The organism is Trueperella sp. LYQ141, from assembly GCF_046599555.1.
In the GTDB taxonomy this organism is placed as follows: Bacteria; Actinomycetota; Actinomycetes; order Actinomycetales; family Actinomycetaceae; genus Trueperella.
Genome location: NZ_JBKIWQ010000008.1, coordinates 1 through 18324, shown reverse-complemented (window position 1 = coordinate 18324; position 18324 = coordinate 1). Strand labels below are relative to the sequence as shown.

Annotated in this window: 14 protein-coding genes, 1 tRNA gene and 1 pseudogene; 10 read left to right on the top strand and 6 right to left on the bottom strand. The window is 51.3% G+C overall.

Features of this window, described 5'->3' with window-relative positions:
* Nucleotides 1-80 precede the first annotated feature (80 nt).
* The 6 genes from ACLHIJ_RS07075 (at nucleotide 81) to ACLHIJ_RS07050 (ending at nucleotide 6701) form a co-directional block, all read left to right on the top strand.
* Nucleotides 81-1379: an FAD-dependent oxidoreductase gene (locus tag ACLHIJ_RS07075; RefSeq protein ID WP_411298805.1), complete on the top strand. Its 1299-nt coding sequence runs from the start codon at nucleotides 81-83 to the stop codon at nucleotides 1377-1379.
* A 30-nt stretch (nucleotides 1380-1409) separates the two neighbouring features.
* Nucleotides 1410-1694, top strand: coding sequence for a ferredoxin family protein (locus tag ACLHIJ_RS07070; RefSeq protein ID WP_411296930.1), 285 nt, complete (start codon nucleotides 1410-1412; stop codon nucleotides 1692-1694).
* Nucleotides 1695-1717: 23 nt separating this feature from the next.
* Complete coding sequence (locus ACLHIJ_RS07065; RefSeq protein WP_411298804.1) at nucleotides 1718-2881, top strand: sensor histidine kinase; 1164 nt, start codon at nucleotides 1718-1720, stop codon at nucleotides 2879-2881.
* A complete protein-coding gene (locus ACLHIJ_RS07060) occupies nucleotides 2878-3537 on the top strand; it encodes a response regulator (RefSeq protein WP_411296928.1) in 660 nt (219 codons plus the stop codon). Before ACLHIJ_RS07065 ends, ACLHIJ_RS07060 begins: the two co-directional genes overlap by 4 nt.
* A gap of 454 nt (nucleotides 3538-3991) precedes the next feature.
* Nucleotides 3992-5524, top strand: a complete 1533-nt coding sequence (locus tag ACLHIJ_RS07055) for a M81 family metallopeptidase (RefSeq protein ID WP_411298803.1) — start codon at nucleotides 3992-3994, stop codon at nucleotides 5522-5524.
* Between the two features lie 919 nt (nucleotides 5525-6443).
* Nucleotides 6444-6701 carry a hypothetical protein gene (locus ACLHIJ_RS07050; protein WP_411296925.1) on the top strand — a complete coding sequence of 86 codons (258 nt, stop codon included), beginning with the start codon at nucleotides 6444-6446 and terminating at the stop codon, nucleotides 6699-6701.
* A 1038-nt stretch (nucleotides 6702-7739) separates the two neighbouring features.
* Here the strand turns inward: ACLHIJ_RS07050 and ACLHIJ_RS07045 are convergent.
* Nucleotides 7740-8681, bottom strand: coding sequence for a restriction endonuclease (locus ACLHIJ_RS07045; RefSeq protein WP_411296924.1), 942 nt, complete (start codon nucleotides 8679-8681; stop codon nucleotides 7740-7742).
* Between the two features lie 114 nt (nucleotides 8682-8795).
* Between ACLHIJ_RS07045 and ACLHIJ_RS07040 the strand changes: the two are divergent.
* Nucleotides 8796-8995 (top strand): annotated as a pseudogene (locus ACLHIJ_RS07040) (phage tail protein); the annotation flags it as partial.
* Between the two features lie 207 nt (nucleotides 8996-9202).
* Here ACLHIJ_RS07040 and ACLHIJ_RS07035 read toward each other — a convergent pair.
* Nucleotides 9203-9276, bottom strand: a tRNA-Gly gene (locus ACLHIJ_RS07035).
* Between the two features lie 828 nt (nucleotides 9277-10104).
* Between ACLHIJ_RS07035 and dcd the strand changes: the two genes are divergently transcribed.
* Entirely contained in the window at nucleotides 10105-10707 is a 603-nt protein-coding gene (gene dcd / locus ACLHIJ_RS07030; protein ID WP_411296922.1) for a dCTP deaminase, read from the top strand.
* Between the two features lie 408 nt (nucleotides 10708-11115).
* On the opposite strand, the gene ACLHIJ_RS07025 is transcribed toward dcd, so the two are convergent.
* Nucleotides 11116-12072: a carbohydrate kinase family protein gene (locus tag ACLHIJ_RS07025; RefSeq protein ID WP_411296921.1), complete on the bottom strand. Its 957-nt coding sequence runs from the start codon at nucleotides 12070-12072 to the stop codon at nucleotides 11116-11118.
* A 29-nt stretch (nucleotides 12073-12101) separates the two neighbouring features.
* Nucleotides 12102-13490 carry a sugar porter family MFS transporter gene (locus ACLHIJ_RS07020; RefSeq protein ID WP_411296920.1) on the bottom strand — a complete coding sequence of 463 codons (1389 nt, stop codon included), beginning with the start codon at nucleotides 13488-13490 and terminating at the stop codon, nucleotides 12102-12104.
* A gap of 177 nt (nucleotides 13491-13667) precedes the next feature.
* On the opposite strand from ACLHIJ_RS07020, the gene ACLHIJ_RS07015 reads away from it, so the two are divergent.
* A complete protein-coding gene (locus ACLHIJ_RS07015; protein WP_411298802.1) occupies nucleotides 13668-14708 on the top strand; it encodes a LacI family DNA-binding transcriptional regulator in 1041 nt (346 codons plus the stop codon).
* 250 nt (nucleotides 14709-14958) lie between these two features.
* Here ACLHIJ_RS07015 and ACLHIJ_RS07010 read toward each other — a convergent pair whose 3' ends face one another.
* Nucleotides 14959-15561, bottom strand: coding sequence for an OB-fold protein (locus ACLHIJ_RS07010; RefSeq protein ID WP_411298844.1), 603 nt, complete (start codon nucleotides 15559-15561; stop codon nucleotides 14959-14961).
* A 735-nt stretch (nucleotides 15562-16296) separates the two neighbouring features.
* Here ACLHIJ_RS07010 and ACLHIJ_RS07005 point away from each other — a divergent pair.
* Nucleotides 16297-17523: an Nramp family divalent metal transporter gene (locus ACLHIJ_RS07005; RefSeq protein ID WP_411296918.1), complete on the top strand. Its 1227-nt coding sequence runs from the start codon at nucleotides 16297-16299 to the stop codon at nucleotides 17521-17523.
* Nucleotides 17524-17680: 157 nt separating this feature from the next.
* Here ACLHIJ_RS07005 and ACLHIJ_RS07000 read toward each other — a convergent pair.
* On the bottom strand, nucleotides 17681-18324 hold a 644-nt coding region (locus ACLHIJ_RS07000; RefSeq protein WP_411298801.1), incomplete at its 5' end, for a hypothetical protein.

Sequence of the window (18324 nt, the reverse complement as noted above, 5' to 3'; positions counted from 1 at the left end):
CCGGGCAAGGTTGGGGTACTTTTCCTGAATTGCCAACAAGCACTCCATCTTGCCCGGGGTTACTCCTTGAAGGGAAAACGATGGCTGAAGAAGTAGATTTTGACGTAATCATCATTGGAGCTGGTGTTGCCGGATCAGTATGCGCAAAGCTAATAGCCGATCAAGGGCACGAGGTTTTGCTCGTCGAACGCGGCAATGAACCAGGTTCAAAGAATCTTTCCGGCGGAATCTTTTATTCACGGGTGATAGAAGAGATTTTCCCCAACTTTGCCGATGTAGCGCCAGTAGAACGCCGTATCACTCGCAACTGCATACACTTTATTAACGAAACCTCCAGCGTTGGGGTTGACTACTACGATCAGCGTCTAGGCGAACCCGTCAATGCGGTGAGCGTACTGCGCGCCCGTTTAGATCCGTGGCTTGCCGAACAAGCCGAAAACTCTGGCGTCACGTTAATGCCAGGGTTCCTCATTGAAAAGCTCATTGTGGAAGACGGCGTTGTAAAAGGCATTGAGGTTGACGGTGACGAAATTCGTGCTCGTATGACGATTGCTGCCGATGGTGTGAACTCCTTTGTAGCGCGTTCGCTTGGGATGCGTCAGCAAGAAAAACTTTCCCATCTTGCAATCGGAGTTAAATCAGTTATTGGCCTACCCAAAGAGAAAATCGAAGAAAGATTCCACCTCAGTGAAAACGATGGCGTTGCCTACGCAATGGTGGGCGACTGTACACAAGGAATTGGCGGCGGTGCATTTTTATACACCAACACTGAGTCTATTTCTTTAGGCGTCGTATTGCGCTTAGACGATCTGGTTGCGTCCGGCAAATCAGCCTCAGATATCCACGATTATTTCCTCTCTCACCCCACGATAAAACCCTTAATCAAAGGAGGAGATCTCTTAGAATACGGTTCTCATTTAACCATCGAGAACGGCCCCGCAATGGTTAAACAAGCGATTGCGCGTCCAGGTATTCTTTTAATTGGGGACGCGGCAGGGTTCACACTGAACACTGGCTTAACGATACGCGGCATGGATTTAGCAACCGAGAGTGCTCGATGCGCGGCAAAAATAGTTAATCAGGCATTAACGGATGAAAACTACACGGAAGATCTCACTACTGTTTACCGTCAAGCATTAGCAGATTCATTCTTAGGTCAAGATATGGCAACGTACCAGCGAACTCCCGCATTTCTCGAAAACGAACGAATGTATAAGAGCCATGGAAAACTTGCCGTTGATATTTTTAACGAGCTATTCACTTTGGATACCACCCCTCGTAAGCGCGCTGTCTCTATTGCACTGCGAGCGATCAAACGCTCAGGAATTGGCTTGCTGACGATTGCGAAAGACGCATGGCATGCTACACGAGCTCTATAACTTACCAACTTACCGCGAGGAGAAACCCTAATGTTTGGAAATGTTGAGGAACGTATCGGCTCAAACGTCTATCAGCTTGACGAAGAGGAATCACATATCGAAGTCAATCAAGAACTCGCCAAGCAAACAGGTAGCGACGAAACCCTCATTAACGTCTGCCCAGCCCACGTTTACTCTCGTAAAGCAGATGGCTCAATCGGAGTTGGGTATGCAGCATGTTTTGAATGTGGCACATGCCTGGCAGTCGTTCCCTCGGGTGTACTTAAGTGGCACTACCCTAGGGGTGGGTTTGGAATTGCCTTCCGCCAAGGCTAATCTCATTGAGTACATTGGCTACTATGAACACCATTAGGCACGGCACCATAACTGACCTTATCGAGATCAGCGATATGCTACATTGGTCAGAAAATCCGGTTACATCTTGGGATAATGCCATTTCCATTCTCAAATCTCTAACCGGCGCAAAGCTCGCTCCAACGTATCTTTTGGATCTATCAAAGACGAGATTGGTGCTACTACGCGATAAACAAGCACACCTTCTCCCAGCAGGTTTCGAGACGATGCCAGCATGGATGCATGTACGCCCGCCGTGGATTAATGAACGGGAATGGCCAGTATCGGCTCGCTCACTCATCGGATCTCAGGCCTGGGAGATTTTTCCGCAGCGTTTCCGTGATTGGTTCAGCGAATCCGGAATAGTGTTACCGCTGTGTGCCGATGGGCGTCACCTCGGAGCCGTCCTATTGACCTTTGACGATCAATACGACATGGACGAAGAACAGGCGCGCTTCTTTGCCGCTACCGGAAGGATTCTTGGGCAATTTGTTTATGCCTGGCAGACACGTGAACGCAATCGCGAGATTGGCGCTCTCGTTGAACGCCGCCGAATGGGCGACGAGCTGCATGCTGATATTTCCCAAGATCTCGCCGCCCTAGGATTAGCGCTTGAGACGCTCGATATTGACGCGCAAGAATGTGACTGTTCTGGGCTAGATGAAGATATTATCCGGCTGAAAACAATGCTGCAGGAAGCTCAGCAAGGTTTGCGCAGTCTTATGCTCGGGCTACGTCGCGACGCGAACATGATTGATGGCAATTTTATTGATGTTGTCCGCGAGCGCCTGAATGCACTAGCACAACGCACCGACGTCCAAACCGCACTGAATGTGACGGGCAATCGACAAAACTCGATTCCTCTTGCTATTGCCTCGCCGCTAGCTCGTGTGCTGCGTGAATCACTGAATAACATTTTGCTTCACGCTAACGCGCATCGCGTCGATGTTACGTTAGATTGCTCTGCGACTCGGATAGTCATGCAGGTTATTGATGACGGAGTAGGTTTTGACGTCCAAGCTATCGAGGGGGCACGGCTCGGACTGCAAATCATGAAAGAACGAGTGGATCAAATACATGGCCAGTTCCGCGTCAGTTCCGCAGCAGGTCAAGGAACTACAGTATTTGTGAGTGTGCCACTGCTCTATGAGGAGGGGTTAACCAGGTGACATTGACCGAAAAACCATCTACACCATATCGTCTCCTTATTGTTGATGACCATGTGCTCTTTTGCCAAGGCATGGAAGTTTTGCTTTCGCGTTGGGACGATTTCGACGTTGTCGGTATCGCCAATTCTGGTGCTGACGGCATCCGTCAAGCAGCCATCCTACGACCAGACATCATATTGATGGATGTACGAATGGAAGGAGAGATTGACGGTATTGAAGCAACTAAACTCATTTCGAGCGACAATCCTGATGTTCGAGTAGTTATGCTGACGGTATCCGAACTCGGCGATAATCTCTTCGCAGCACTGAGAAACGGAGCATGGGGATACTTAAATAAGAACGAACCCGCTGATCGGTTACATGAGAACCTGCGCAGCGTAATGCGTGGGGAGACAGTAGTATCCAGCCACGCAGCGAACATCATATTAAATGAACTTGGATGCTCTTCACCTAAGATCGCTTATCCTCAACTCACCCCTCGGGAAATTGATGTGCTGCGCCTCGTTGTAGAGGGCTTATCCAATGAGGAAATTGCAGAGCGCATCCACATCTCAGAAGGAACCGTGAAAAAGCGGCTTGGATCAGTAATGACCAAATGGCACATGCGCAATAGAGTGCAAATTGCGGTACATGCAGTGCGCAAAGGCATCGTCTAGGCAGTCACATGGGGATTGCCTACGGGTTGTCCGTCAGTTAGTACCCCATCCCTTCAGGGCACGAAGGCCTGCAAAAACACCTATAAACTGCACCTAAACGGCAGATAAACAGGGATATACATGGAATCGGTAAGAGATCTGACCACAACTACCGACTTTGCCGCCGTCTCAAATTTATCGTCAGCCCAACTTTGTCACTATCCCAAATGCGTCGCTATCCCAAATTTCCCGCCACACCTCCGCTCTGCAGTAAAAATCAGTCATACGCCTCGCGGTAATGCCCCGCATCTGCAAAGGATCGACTGTGATGAGTTCATTTGCTTTTTTAGGTTTCCCTGACGTGACCTGCATTTTTCCAGAATGACGACGAGCTCACGGCGTTGCTTCAGCTTTCCAGCAGGTAGAAGGACGGATAATATTACATACATTTCATAGCGGAATCAGCGAGGAAAAGATGCGTATCGCGGTCGGCGGTTTTCATATTGAGTCATCAGCTTTCACCCCTTATCGCTCCGGAAGCGCAGATTTTCACGTCCTTGAGGGAAAGGAACTCCTACACTCCTACCCGTTTATTGCCGGTGACGAATCCTCCGGTGAAACACGTAGAGAGCAAGAACGAGGAGCGATTGTCGAGCCAATACCTGGTGTGGAATGGATCCCTCTAGTTCACATGCGAGCTTTACCAGGTGGCCCTATAGCAGCCGATTTCTACCAGGATTTCTTCCATAAATTCACCTCGAAGCTATCAGAGGCCGCACAAGAAGGGTTGGATGGGGTTTTACTGGACATCCACGGCGCCGCATTGGTTGAAGGTCTTGACGATGCCGAAGGTTCTCTCGCGACAACCGTTAGAGAAATCGTCGGTCAAAAGGCGCTGATTAGCGCCACTATGGATCTGCACGGCAATATTTCCGACGCCCTGTTCGAATCCTGCGATCTACTCACCTGCTATCGCACAGCACCGCATATCGATACACTCGAAACCCGCTATCGAGCAGCGCGTATCCTCACTGATTCACTGAAAACAAAGCGTCCAATTTACACCGCTAAAATTTCGGTACCCATTTTGTTACCTGGCGAAAAAACCTCAACGGTTGTTGAACCTGGCAAGAGTCTGTATCTGGAAATTGACCGCAGCGAAGCACATGCCTCAGTGCTGGATGCCGCAATCTGGATGGGATTTCCTTGGGGAGATGAGGATCGTTGCCGCGGAACTGTAGTTGTATCCGCAGACTCTCACGAGGTAGCACAAAGCGAGGCGATACGGCTAGCTAATGCGTTTTGGGATAGAAAAGACGCATTCGAGTTTGTTGGACCAGCCGTTGATTGCGAGACGGCAGTATCAACAGCGCTTCAAGCAGCGGAAAAACCGTTCTTCATCTCCGATACTGGCGATAACACCGGCGCTGGAGGTATTGGCGATCTCGTTGTTGTGCTCAATGAATTATTTAAGCAGCACCAAAACAAAGGATCGGGAAAACGAATTCTCGTTGCAGCAATCTATGACCCAGAGGTAGCGCAGTCAGCGTTCTGCCAAGAAGGGGAAACGATTAGCTTTTCTCTCGGCGGCAAGCTCGCACCCCAGTATGGATCGCCGTTTGCCGGCACTGCAAGAGTGCGGAAGGTCTTTCACTGCCCGCAAGGCAAGCGCTCGGCACTGCTTGACGTAGACGTGCAAACAGGAGGCGTATCCATAATCGTAACTGAAGGTCGAACTCAATATGGACGGCTTGAAATGTTTAACAACGCTGGAATCCGTACTTTTAACGAGTATGACGTCATTGTAGTGAAAATGGGTTATCTTGAACCGGATCTGGCCGAGGCCGCCGGATCATGGGCGATGGCGATTACGCCTGGCGCTGTGGATCAAGACCTTTCTCGACTCCGATACACCAGCTCGAAATGCCAGGAGGTTTACCCGTTAGCTCAATCCACTATCAATTTTGAGGCATCTAATGAGCTGAAGATTCATAGTCGCAACAGCTAAGCCTTAGAACGGCTTACGGATTGGACACCTTTAACAACAAGAAGTATCACTGTTTTTAACAAGGAGTAGCTCCGTTTTAACGAAAAGAGGCTCTATTTTAACGAAAAGGCCCTGCCTCCCCCCCACTCATCTACAATTCCGGGGAGATAGCGGGTCATCCTCCTAATGAGTAGCGGTCATCCTCCTACTGAATAGTGACATCATCGCAGTTAAATAACGGCTCAGCCTCCCGCATAAATAATGCTTCATTGTCACGCTTAAATGGCGGTTTATCACCACTACTAAGCCGGTCACTCCCTACTAAATACTGGGTCACCCGCGCTACCGAATAACAGACCTCTTCCTATCGAATAACAGCCTTCCCTTACCGAATAGCACATCTCCGCCATTAACCGAACGATTGCATTCTTCCTCGTCAAATGGCGTCTTTCTACGCCTAATCACACTTGACCACGACCTGAACAGCGTCACATTCGCTCGGTGCGGCTGATGGCTTTTGCAGACGATTCGCTCAATTAGTTTGCGTATGGAGCCATAGCCTAGTGGCGCAGTTTTGAGGACACGAAAGATTTTCTTTTCTTCTACAAAGTAGTTTCGTCTTGCTCTCGCCCGCCAAAACGTTAGTAACCGAGACCTTAACATTTCTGCACGAACCAGTTATTCTTTCACCAAGAGAATCCTAGATTGCACAAAGTGACGAAAAATAAATCTGGAAAAGGCATAAAAATGGAAAATTAAAAAATCATATTCCAGATATTGTGGCTGGATTACTTGGCATGTTTATTGCTTTTCTCGCCAAACCAGCAGGATGGAGTGTAACTAATGCGCTCATCTGGTTTGCAGTATTTGCTGTGGCATATCTTGTTATTCAGCTTTTGTTTATACTTCCAGCGGTTCTGCGGAAACAAGGAGAAAACAGATGAAGCCTATTTTTCGATATTGCTGGCTCAGCGTAATAGCTATCGCACTGGTGGTTGCAGGTCGGCTAGCCTTTGAAGGAGTATCACAGGAAAAAGACGCTATTTATCTCATTCCTCTTATTATTTTTAGCGCAATTACGACTACTGCGTATATAAGCAAGATGGAACTGAAATACAAATGGCCAGCCTTTTTATTCCCCCTAGTAGCCACGGCAATTATCATGCGTTTTACCGTAGGGGTTCCGGCAATTTTCTGACCTAAGCAAAGTATTCATAATATTCATAAGTAATCTCTGGATGTTTGGTGATCCGTGGCTACAAGGGGTTGGGTGGGTGCAGAACCGACTAAACCTAGTAGCTAGAGAGAAGCCAGATTTTGTGATAGCTGTGTTTAGCTCTGGCTCAAGAGCACACAAAGCCATGCCAAAATCGCGCTAGGCAGAGCTGCAGGACGTATTTTCTTAAACGCAATGACCTTTCGTCTTTGATCTTTAATTCGATGATTCTGGCAGGTTGTTTTCTAAGGTTGCGGAGGGTGGCAGACCAACCACCAGTGAGCATCAGAAGAAGATAACAACGCATGTTGATCAGGCATCGGCGAACCTTTTCGCCTGCTCCGGCAACCGCCCTTACTTGTCTGATTCGACCTCGGAAAGTTTCTCAGCGCCAGCCTGAATGTGGCGATCGGACACGGCATGAAACTGCCGTCTCGTTCCACAGGTCACCTCCTGGGCGGCTTGGCACGACCGCCGTGCGAGTGAACTCCCAGGATGTTTATAACGTGAAGGTCAGGTTTACTTAAATCGGGACCATGCCCGTTCCAATGCATTGATCAACATTCTCGAACACGAACGTAGTAATCAGCCAACCAGACTGTTTTCTCTCACACCACCGCTCCCAACCCGCGACCGAGGCGATGAAACAGGCTCTCACGTCAACGATTGATCGGGTGAAAGCATAAACGATCACTTTCGATTCGAAACGCTGCGTGCGGTCACTGACGGGCTAAGTGTCCCGTTTGAGGTTGGTTTGTTCACCCAGCACCTGCCATATATCTGATCGCCACACCGCTGACTGACTCATTTGAGCTGTTCCCAGACAACACTCCGAGATCAAGGTCAAGTCGAGGAAGTCCACCTCGCTTTGTTCACCACAGGCAACTTGCCCCTACGTAAACGAATCATCAAGGCGCTTATCAACGCCGTTGTGACGATCACTTGCCGACGGTATGTGCTTTTTGAACCGGATACAGGATTCAGCACTACGCCATCGAAATAACGGCGACCTGCAGATGGTTAGGTGAGCTCTTCGTCGAAGAAGTCGTCATCGATTTCGTAGAGCGTGAACTCGTGGGCTTTATGAACAGCCACACCGTAGGCAAGCATCAAAGAGGTCAGCTTAATGCCATCGATGAGGACAATCTTGCCGGGCTGGTAACGCTCAGCAGTCTTTTGCGCGGCAGGCTGGAATGTAGAGGTTGTAATAAAAACACCAAGGCTTGCACCCTTGGCAACAAGGGAACCAATAAAGTTGCGGATTTCAGGTTCGCCGACCTTGTTGGAGTCTGAATAGCGTTTGGCTTGGATGTAGATGTTGGACAATCCCAGAGCATCTTGACGAATGATTCCGTCAATGCCGCCATCCCCGGAACGTCCAACGTGCTGTTTCTCTCCGTGGCTACCGCCATAGCCCATCGCCCATAAGACATCTATAACAGCGCGCTCGAAGAACTCTGGTGAGGCCTCTTGTAGGCGTTTACGCAGTTTTGTCTCGGTTTGAGTGTTGAAGTCACGCTCACCTGCAGTTAATGCCTCAAGCGGGTCACTCATATCCTCCCCAGTGGGAATAGGCTCTAGGGCGTCACCTCGTGCGTGACGCCGCTCAATGATCTCTTCTTGATATGACTGCCACGCCGGCCATTCAAGCATATCTTTCTCGGAATACTCACCCAGTGACCGTTGATCAACAATACGTCCATTGCCTGTAATACGGTAATGGCCACGACGTGGCCTATCCACTAAACCTGCCTGAGTCAGGGCAGAACATGCCCAGTTAATTCGATTGACGTATCGCTGTTGACCCGAAGCAATCCGTTCAGCTCGAACATCTGCAGGAAGCTGCATGTGCATGGCAACAAGCTCGCATACCTCTTTGAAGGACCGCTCCTGCCCGTCAGCAAGAACCCGCAAAACGATAGGACGGAACTGGTCAATCGTTGGAGTGTTGTCCACTGTCATTATCCACGTCACCTTTAACTCGACACTGACTATGTTCTTCCTCAATTCTACCAAGCCTCTGCCTATCCGCCCGGGCCATCACCAACGCCAAACACTTAAGAAAGGATCCACACCATAGCCGCTATTGATTTAGATGAGCTCTACTACGCCACCATCACCGAAACGATTCCGGTAAGGAAACCTACGCCACTCCAAAAAAACAACTCGCCAAATCCATCAGCGCCGAACTCTCCATCGAAATCGCAGAAGCCATCCTCTATGCAAACGACGGCGCGAGTGAGATTATTAAAGACTTCAAATCCGGCATATACACCTAGCTTCACCACGCTGCCTGGCGATCAGGCTACGGCCCAGGCGTTGGTGATGATCTAAAGTAGGAGACGGCAGGCACTCCGTTTGGGATAGAGGATCTGGTGAAAACACTCTCTAAAAGACAGGTGATGATATTTGGAATGAGCGCGGATGAGGCGAAGCGCCAACACTCCAACGCAACCAGGGGCTTATCAAATACGACGTGAAAGTGGAGCGGGTGACGGGAGTCGAACCCGCCTCTGCAGCTTGGGAAGCTGCCGTTCTACCGATGAACTACACCCGCAGATCAGCTCATAAGCACTTGCACCGCGCCAGCACACCCACCGGGGAGATCCGCCGAACAAGAACCTGACCTGCACAGCGCCTTCACGCCACACAATCACGCCCGCGTATTCGCGCAAGCACTCTTATGAGTACCCTCCGATCATATGTAATTACACTCCCAGTTGCCAAATGCTATCCGCATCCAACTGCCTAACCACAGCGCGAGAGCACATACCTTACCCAAATTACCTACACCCTTCACCCCCCCCCAAAAAAAACATATTCACAATCAAGCCCCATCCCAAAACCGCATAAAATGCCGCAAGGCGTTCCCTATGCCCACTTCAGGCTCGAAACATATATTCCATTCATGCGGTCTTTCACTACTCCTTATCGCCCTATTCCTTACCGCACCACCAGCTCGCCGCTGACTTCAGGCCTTTCACTTGCCACCACCAACTCTCGCGCAGCCAGTCCACTACCAGCCCATTTACCCCAGCCCATTCACACCAACACTTCCCCGCCACGAGCTACCCCTACCACTTGCCAGCCAAGCCCCTCCAAAATCTCTCTGCCTTTACCCCCCCCACCACGAAACCTCCCCGTCTTTTACTTCCAATACCCCAAGAAAGCTATCCACACACGTATTCACGACGAGGCATGACCATTTTTCACAATTGACCTTACTTTCTCCGCTCATTACCCCCTCCTAACCCACCTCCCACTACCAACTCTTTAGCAAACAGCACCCAGCGCTATCACTCAAATAACCAGCACCGTCAGTTCGCCTATTCCAAATACCTCAATACGAGATGCACCTAGCTCTCAGCCGTGACACAATAACCACGTGCTGCTTTCAGATCGTGACATCACCGCCGCCGTGGTGGACGGGCGCATTGTGCTCGAACCGTGGGACCCGCAAATGGTCCAGCCCTCGTCAGTGGATATTCATTTAGACCGTTTTTTCCGGCTATTCGATAATCACAAGTATCCCGTTATCGACCCCGCTGAGCCTCAACCAGAACTTACCCGCTTAGTTGAGGTACCGGCCGACGGGCATTTCATTTTGCATCCTGGCGAGTTCGTACTCGGCTCCACCTATGAGCACATCACATTATCCGACGATATTGCTGCCCGACTAGAAGGTAAGTCCTCGCTCGGTCGGCTCGGTCTGCTCACACACTCGACCGCCGGTTTTATTGATCCTGGATTCTCCGGTCACGTCACCCTTGAACTATCCAATACTGCTACCATGCCGATCAAACTGCTTCCAGGCATGAAGGTTGGCCAGTTCTGCTTCTTCCAACTTTCCAGCGCCGCCAAACAGCCCTATGGGCAAGGTTCACTTGGCTCGCATTATCACGGTCAACGGGGTCCGACGGCATCGCGTTCGCATCAGAACTTCCACCGCATTGACGTCTCCGATCATGTATTTACCGACGGCGAGTAGCTAAACCACATCTCGATTCAATGCGTGCCCTACTATCTAGTTGCAGATAATCAGGGCACGCGGCGCACATAAATCACACTCGCGCATCTCAGAGCGCTAAAACCGACTGCTATAACCAATAACTCCCAGGGCGAAACCTCTGACAGCGTTATTGATCCTATAGCTCCAATTTCTCTTTTCGGGCATGCTTCTCTCTTAGCGGTCTTTGTATCCATTAACGCCCAGTTAAGCACTCCCGCATTTGTCCCTTACCGCACTGCCCTCTATGCAGTACCGACGAACCACTTAGCAGTACCCCAACACCAACCGACTTTCCACACAAGATGATGTTGGGAGACTCGCAGCCGTGCCGCCAAGTCTCCCAACACCCGTAGACCGATGCGTTTACTGGAGCTTCACCCCACAGTTTTAATGCAGCTTAGGATTCGCCGCCAGCACTTGTGCCACGTCATCATACGTCGGAGCATAAGCACCGGAGTGGCTAACCGTCAGGCCAGATGTAATCGTGGCTCGGTGTAACGCAGTTTGCACATCAGCCCAACGCGCCTGCCGCAGAGCATTCTTTGCTTCTGCACCTCCCAGCAGGCGAGCATCCAACAAACCAGAGATCAGACCTCCCATAAAGGAATCTCCAGCACCCACCGTATCGACCATCTCAATATTGAGCGGGTCAATGACGAGCATGTCTCGTTCACTACTCAACATGGCATAGGCACCCCACGGCCCCCGAGTTGCCACCACCATGCCGGCACCAAGGCTCAGCCAATGACGCATAACATCTTCAACCGGGCGCTCCGGGTAGAGCCACTGGATATCCTCATCTGAGGCCTTAACGAGATCTGATAACGCGATGATGGACTCTATCCGATCACGAACCAGCTCGGGAGATTCCATGATGGCCGGACGAGCATTCGGATCATAGGAGACCGTTCCCCGAATGGCCATCTGTTTGACCGCTTGCAGGACTTTCTGCGCTCCTGGTTCCAACGTCGCCCCAATACTTCCGACGTGCAGATGACGAAGTTCGTCAGCCGGTGGAAGCTGGGGAACATCCCACAACAGGTCAAATTCGTAACTGGCCCGCCCGTTTTCATCAAGGGTGGCATACGCAACGGTGGTGCGCTCAGCATGGTCGCTCCCCGGAACAATCTCAACATTATGCTCCTCCGCATACGCAGAGATCATTTTGCCGAACTTATCGTCACCCCACCAGGCACCGATTGCACAGCGGTAGCCCAACCGAGCGATAACACAAGCCACATTGAGCAGGCTGCCTCCGACGTGTTCGGTGACTTCTCCGTCGCGGTTAACAACATCTACCAGGGCTTCACCGAGGCACAACACAGGTCGATTTGCGCCGTTCATCTCTTCTCTCCCCTCTGCCGTGACCTATCTTACTGGGATAGGCCAAGTCGGGATTCCATTTCTTCGAGCGGAATTCCCTTTGTTTCCGGCATCACCTTGAGCACCCAGAACAACTGACCGCCCATGAACAGGAAGAAGAACAAGAACGCTGTTCCACCACCTAAACCGTCGATCATCGGCGGGAATGCGTAAGTGGTCAGCGCCGCGAACACCCAGTGAGTCATCGACCCAAGGGATTGACCGCGACCGCGCACTCGGTTCGGGAAAATCTCCGAGATAAACACCCAGATGACCGAGCCTTGCCCGAAAGCGTGCGCAGCGATGAACACTAGCAAACCAATGAGCACGAGAACCGACGAGGTGCTGTTGAAATGACCTTCGTACTTGAACATAACAACTGCCAGGAAGCCCAAGCTGATGAGGTAGCCCAACGAGCCGACGATCATCAGTTGACGACGACCCAGGCGGTCAATAACCGTCAATGCGATCATAGTTGCCACCAGGTTCATCAAACCGACAGCAATCGACATCAGATACGAGCTATCTTCCGAAGCGCCTGCCTGCTGCATAACAACTGGGGCGTAGTACAAGATGGCGTTAATACCGGAGAGCTGGTTAAACATAGCAATCAGGAAAGCCATAAGGATTGGCTTGCGGTAACGCTTGGTGAAGAACGGGATATGCGCACCCGCAACGGCAGCGTCCTCTGCCATTTGCTTGCGAATTTCCGCGATCTGCATATCGGATTCTTCCTGGGAATTGCACAATGCCCGGCTGACGCGCGTCGCCTCTGCGTCTTTACCGTTATCAAACAACCAGCGCGGAGTTTCCGGCACGAAAGCCAACAGGAGGAGGAAGATCACAGCCGGAATCGCCATCACACCGAGCATCCAGCGCCAGGCAACGTCATCGTCAAAGATCTTACGGATACCAGCATTGGAAGCATAGGCAACCAGAATACCGAGCACAATATTGAACTGAACCAGCCCAACGAGGCGACCGCGAACTGCGGCAGGAGAAATCTCTGCCGTGTAGATCGGGGCAACCACACTGGACATACCCACGCCAATACCACCAATAAAACGGAAGATCAGCAGTACGACATGCGTAGGAGCTAAACCAGTTCCCAACGCGCCAAGAAGATATAGACATCCGATAATGAATAGGACCTTGCGCCGACCGAGACGATCTGCGAGATTGCCAGCAACTAAAGCACCGAGAATGGTACCGATCGTTGCAATGGCGACAGTAAAGCCAAGACCCGACGAGCTTAAGTCAAACTTGGCTTCAAGTGCGGTGGTTGTTCCGGAGATGACTGCCGTGTCAAAACCGAAGATGAGGCCACCGATAGCGGCAACAATGGCGCTACGTTTTACTAGCGAACTCGCCTTTGCCGGAGCGGCTTTGGTTTCGCTCATTTTATTTCCTCTCGCGAGTGCGATTGTTTATGGATTATGTGGCACATACGAGGCTGTGCGACGGAGTTAACGGATCAGACAACGTTATCTGACAACGTTGTCTTAACAATACTGACGATGGTAAACGTTGTCAATAGCAAAGTTTCATTAAAATCTTTTTCACGGCATACTTGAGATATGAATCGTCAACAGCGCGTTACCATCAAAGAGGTAGCCGCCCTAGCCGGAGTGAGCGTCAAAACCGTCTCTCGGGCAATTAACAAGGAATACGGCGTCGGCAAGGATACTGCAGAAAAAGTAAAACAAGCCTGCCTAAAACTCGGCTACCAAGCCGATCTTTCCGCACGATCCCTGCGCAGAGCCGACCGGCGAACCCAATCCATCGGCCTGGTCATCTCCTCCGTCGCCAACGAATTCGATTCAGTTATTCACGCCGCCATCGAACAGGTTGCCCACGAACGCAACGTCATGGTTCTGGCAGTGAGCACCGAAGATGACATCGAACGCGAACAAGACTATGTTCAACGTCTCATGCAACGCCAAATTGACGGACTCATCATCGCCTCCGTCGGGGCAAACCAAGAGTGGCTCACCGGCGTTGCCAATACAATCCCCGTCGTATTTATTGATCGTCAGCCCACCCCTCTCATCGCAGACGCCGTCGTCAGCCAAAACTATGCCGGAGCAAAACTCGCCATCAAACATTTACTTGCACACGGCCACCGCCGAATCGGATTCATCGGCGATTTATCAACCATCCAAACCGCACAAGAGCGCCAGAAAGGCTACCTTGACGCCCTGACGGAAGCCGGTATCACGCCAAATCCCAGCTATCACCTGACCAATATTCGCAACCTGTCTGGGCTGGGCAAACAAATCACCGCCCTAGTTCACGCCCCAGAACCCGTCACCGCATTCCTCGCAGCCCGAAACAACCTGGCCGCAGAAGCAATGCGCTTCGTTACCAGCTTGAGATTAAATGACCAAGTAGCAATCGTTAGCTTCGACGATATTGAATACGCCGACCTATTCCCCACCCCGCTAACCGCCGTCGCTCAAGACGTATCCAAAATTGGCACTCTGGCAGCACAGCGAATCTTCGACCGCCTTGACGGCACAGTAACCGGCAAGCCAGAGCTTATTGAACTACCAGTACATCTCATCCCGCGCGGATCTGGCGAAGTTCGTGCCCAGCCAACCTCGCCTTTGGCGGGATAAAAAATAAATGTGAGGAACACATGTGGGGGCGCAACGTTTTGCACCCCCACATCGACGATATTTGCCCCAACACGGCTATCTATACGCGCAATGCCCGAAGAAGCAGCCAATCAGCAGACCTCTTCCGTCATTACCGCAATATCTGCGCTACCTATCTGCCGCCTACGCTAACTATTCCTCGCGCGTACACGATTTCAGCAGTACCCAATACATCGCACAGATAACCGCACCGAGGTGTATTTTTTAGCTGTTACTGAATAACGCAGTCCGACAACTCGACATTGAGCTGATCAAATCCATCTACTGTGCCGATAACAGTTACATCTGCGCCTTTGCTCAATCCTGCCGCTTTATCAATCTGCTCATCGGAAATTGGGCACGAGACGCCATGAATTGCGAACTGCTCGCCGCTACCTAAAAACAGAGTCTTGTGGTTGAGAATATCCGTCACCTGGTCCATCTTTCCGGTGACTTGGATAACTTTATCCTTGTACTGTTTATCGGCAGCCAATTCGTTTTCTTGATAGGCCTTCGTCAGATCAGTCACCGTGACGGTTAACTCAGGCGCGGCTGCTTTCTGCTCACTTTCCGTTTCGCTTTCCGTTGACGCACCCTGATCTTCTGACGTTGCCGATCCACTATCTTGGCTTGTCTGGCTCGTCGATGAGCTGTGTGCGCCGGATTGATCCTCGGACTTCGATCCGCCGCTCATTTGCGTGGCAATCACCGCTACCGCAATGACCACGATCAGCCAAAACCACCATTTCTTATAAAACGGCTTCTTGGCCTCCGTATTCGATGCCGTAACTTCAGGCGCTACCTGCTGACCTGCGAGGGGGGGGTAGCCATATATGACACTCTCCTTAACAGTGCGAACATTTCCCCATCACTATAACCGATCTAAGAGATATGAGCATAGGAAGTTCGTGCCATCTCCTCCCATCTCATCTTCTCCTAGTCCGTATTATGCGCTCGCGGATTCTTAGCTTTCCTGCTTTCCGTTACTCTTTGTTCCTCTCTTTTCCCACCTGAGTTTCTCGCTCCCCCGTCTTTCTTATTTCCTTGATTTCATGGCTTTCCCTGGGCTTTCCTAGGATTTTGCCTTCTTTGTGCTACCCACAGCAGGCTATGTGCTTTCATCCCGCAGCAATAATCGTCAGGCGATAGAAGGGCAGGCCTCTCGCGTACCGGCACGACTTCGGGGAACAGAAAAGAGGCACAGAGCACACGGACTAACCATTTCGCTCTACGTCCTCGCACGGAAGCTACGTTCAGATTCTGCTTTCAGATTCTGCTTTCCGGCTTCTTTTTCTGTGCCCTCTTTAGTTTCCGCACGTTTGCCGTCCACAAACCTAAACGCAATAATTCCCAGAGCACAGAGCACACCACACCATTCCTGCTCCTGCCACGATGCACCCCGCCCGCGTGCAGATATCCCCTCATCTCCATAGTCTGGCGTGAAATCCCGCCATCAATTCAAATCCATACATCCGGGCCCTGAGGAATTTATTCTATGCAGGAGCGCGGCTACAATGAGGGAATCGGAGTACCGCCCCTCCGGTCGTTGTTTACTTAGAAAGTCAGCACCGTGTCTCGCCCAGCTCAGCATGGAAAATTGTGGACTCTGCTCGGACCAGCATTCGTGGCAGCAGTGGCATACGTCGATCCTGGCAATGTCGCAGCCAATATCACCGCCGGCGCACGCTACGGCTACCTGCTCGTATGGGTGCTCGTCCTCGCTAACGCAATGGCCGTCATCGTGCAATACCAAAGCGCCAAACTCGGCATCGTCACAGGATCTTCCCTGCCAGAGCTCTTAGGTGCTCGACTCAGCAAACCGGCTCGACTAGCTATGTGGGCACAAGCCGAACTCGTCGCTGCGGCAACTGATTTGGCAGAAGTCATTGGCGGAGCTATTGCCCTACACCTGTTATTCAATCTGCCACTTTTATGGGGTGGCGTGATAGTAGCCGCTGTTTCTATCGCCTTGCTCATTGTTCAGGACCGACGGCGGCAACGGCTTTTTGAGGGCATCATCATCGCTCTCCTGGTGATTATTACCTTAGGGTTCGTCTCTGCACTCTTTGTCGCGCCCCCTTCGCCGAATGGGGTAATCCACGGGCTTATTCCGCGTTTTGCTGGGACTGACACCGTTTTAGTGGCTGCCTCTATGCTGGGCGCAACCGTCATGCCGCACGCCATCTATCTACATTCCTCACTCGTCAACGATCGCCACGGGCAAGTTCGAACAGACCGAGAAAAACGTCGGCTATTATCCGCATCCCGCTGGGACGTATTGTGGGCACTTTTACTTGCCGGCGCTGTGAATATCGCGTTGTTGCTCTTAGCTGCGAGTGCCTTAGCAGGTCGTTCTGATACCGATACGATTGACGGGGCACATGCTGCCATTACTGCCGCCCTTGGGCCAGGGATCGGCGTTATTTTCGCTATCGGGTTGCTCGCCTCCGGATTAGCGTCCACCTCCGTCGGTGCATACGCCGGATCGGAGATTATGAAAGGGTTGCTACATATCCGAGTTCCTGTTGTGGCACGACGAGCCATCACGATTATCCCCGCGCTTGCCATTTTGTGGTGGGGCGCAGAACCAACCTGGGCTCTCGTAGTCTCCCAAGTAGTGCTCTCCTTTGGAATACCACTCGCTATTGTTCCCTTGGCATACTACACGCGGCAACGAGATGTGATGGGCGGATATGCTGACGGGCGGGTCCTACGCATAGTGTCCAGTCTTATTGCGGCGTTAATTGTGAGCTTAAATCTCGCTCTTGTGGTACTGACGTTAACCGGGCAGGCCTGATCATTATTAGATACAGATGTGGGGTTCGCAGTTATATGCGAACCCCACAATCATTCTTTAATGAATGGATCCCTGGGATGAGCTCGTGACGGAATGGCTCTGCATCAGCTCTTAATTGTTGAGCGAGCAGATATTCCTCGCGAGCGCATTGCCCAAGCTATACCTCCGTATCCTTCCGACGTCGTTTACCAGCAAACAACATTGCAATACCGCTAAACAATAGCAGCAAGGCATTGCGCAACTGGTTGCCCAGATGCATACCGGTATCCGGCAGGCTGCCACCAGAGCCACCAGGTGCGGGAACTGGCTTAGCCGGAGGATTAATTGGCACAGCCGGCTGATCTGGCTTACCTGGGGTTGGTGCCGGTGGCGGAACAACGATCTTGACAGTTGCTTTAGCCACTTCAGAAGTAACCGTCAACGTAGAACTATCCGGAAGTGAACCGACGGCTGTTGCTTCATTAACTAGAGAGGCTTTGGAGGCATCGTCTGCAGTGACCACGTATGTTCCCGTAGTCTCTACGCTTTCTCCTGGTGCCAACGTCGTCTTAGGCAGCTCAGCTAACTTCACTCCTGGCATTGCGTCCTTGATGGCAATGTCATGGACCGTCACGTTACCTTCATTCTTCACAGTAAAGGTGTAGGTAATAGTATCTCCGATTCCAGCGGATTCTTTATCCGCCGACTTCACCAACGACAACCCCGGCTTATGCTCCGACGGCACCGACACCGACCCCGAAGCCTCAACCCGAGCAGGAGAATTCTCCCCCACCTTCGGCGGCAAACCAGACACCGACGCCG

What these genes read in the sequence shown, in the direction of transcription:
- ACLHIJ_RS07070 (WP_411296930.1), top strand. Translation starts at nt 1,410, where the DNA reads ATGTTTGGAAATGTTGAGGAACGTATCGGCTCAAACGTCTATCAGCTT.
- ACLHIJ_RS07075 (WP_411298805.1), top strand. Translation starts at nt 81, where the DNA reads ATGGCTGAAGAAGTAGATTTTGACGTAATCATCATTGGAGCTGGTGTT.
- ACLHIJ_RS07020 (WP_411296920.1), bottom strand. Translation starts at nt 13,490, where the DNA reads ATGAGCGAAACCAAAGCCGCTCCGGCAAAGGCGAGTTCGCTAGTAAAA.
- ACLHIJ_RS07045 (WP_411296924.1), bottom strand. Translation starts at nt 8,681, where the DNA reads ATGACAGTGGACAACACTCCAACGATTGACCAGTTCCGTCCTATCGTT.
- ACLHIJ_RS07050 (WP_411296925.1), top strand. Translation starts at nt 6,444, where the DNA reads ATGAAGCCTATTTTTCGATATTGCTGGCTCAGCGTAATAGCTATCGCA.
- ACLHIJ_RS07025 (WP_411296921.1), bottom strand. Translation starts at nt 12,072, where the DNA reads ATGAACGGCGCAAATCGACCTGTGTTGTGCCTCGGTGAAGCCCTGGTA.
- ACLHIJ_RS07055 (WP_411298803.1), top strand. Translation starts at nt 3,992, where the DNA reads ATGCGTATCGCGGTCGGCGGTTTTCATATTGAGTCATCAGCTTTCACC.
- ACLHIJ_RS07065 (WP_411298804.1), top strand. Translation starts at nt 1,718, where the DNA reads ATGAACACCATTAGGCACGGCACCATAACTGACCTTATCGAGATCAGC.
- ACLHIJ_RS07015 (WP_411298802.1), top strand. Translation starts at nt 13,668, where the DNA reads ATGAATCGTCAACAGCGCGTTACCATCAAAGAGGTAGCCGCCCTAGCC.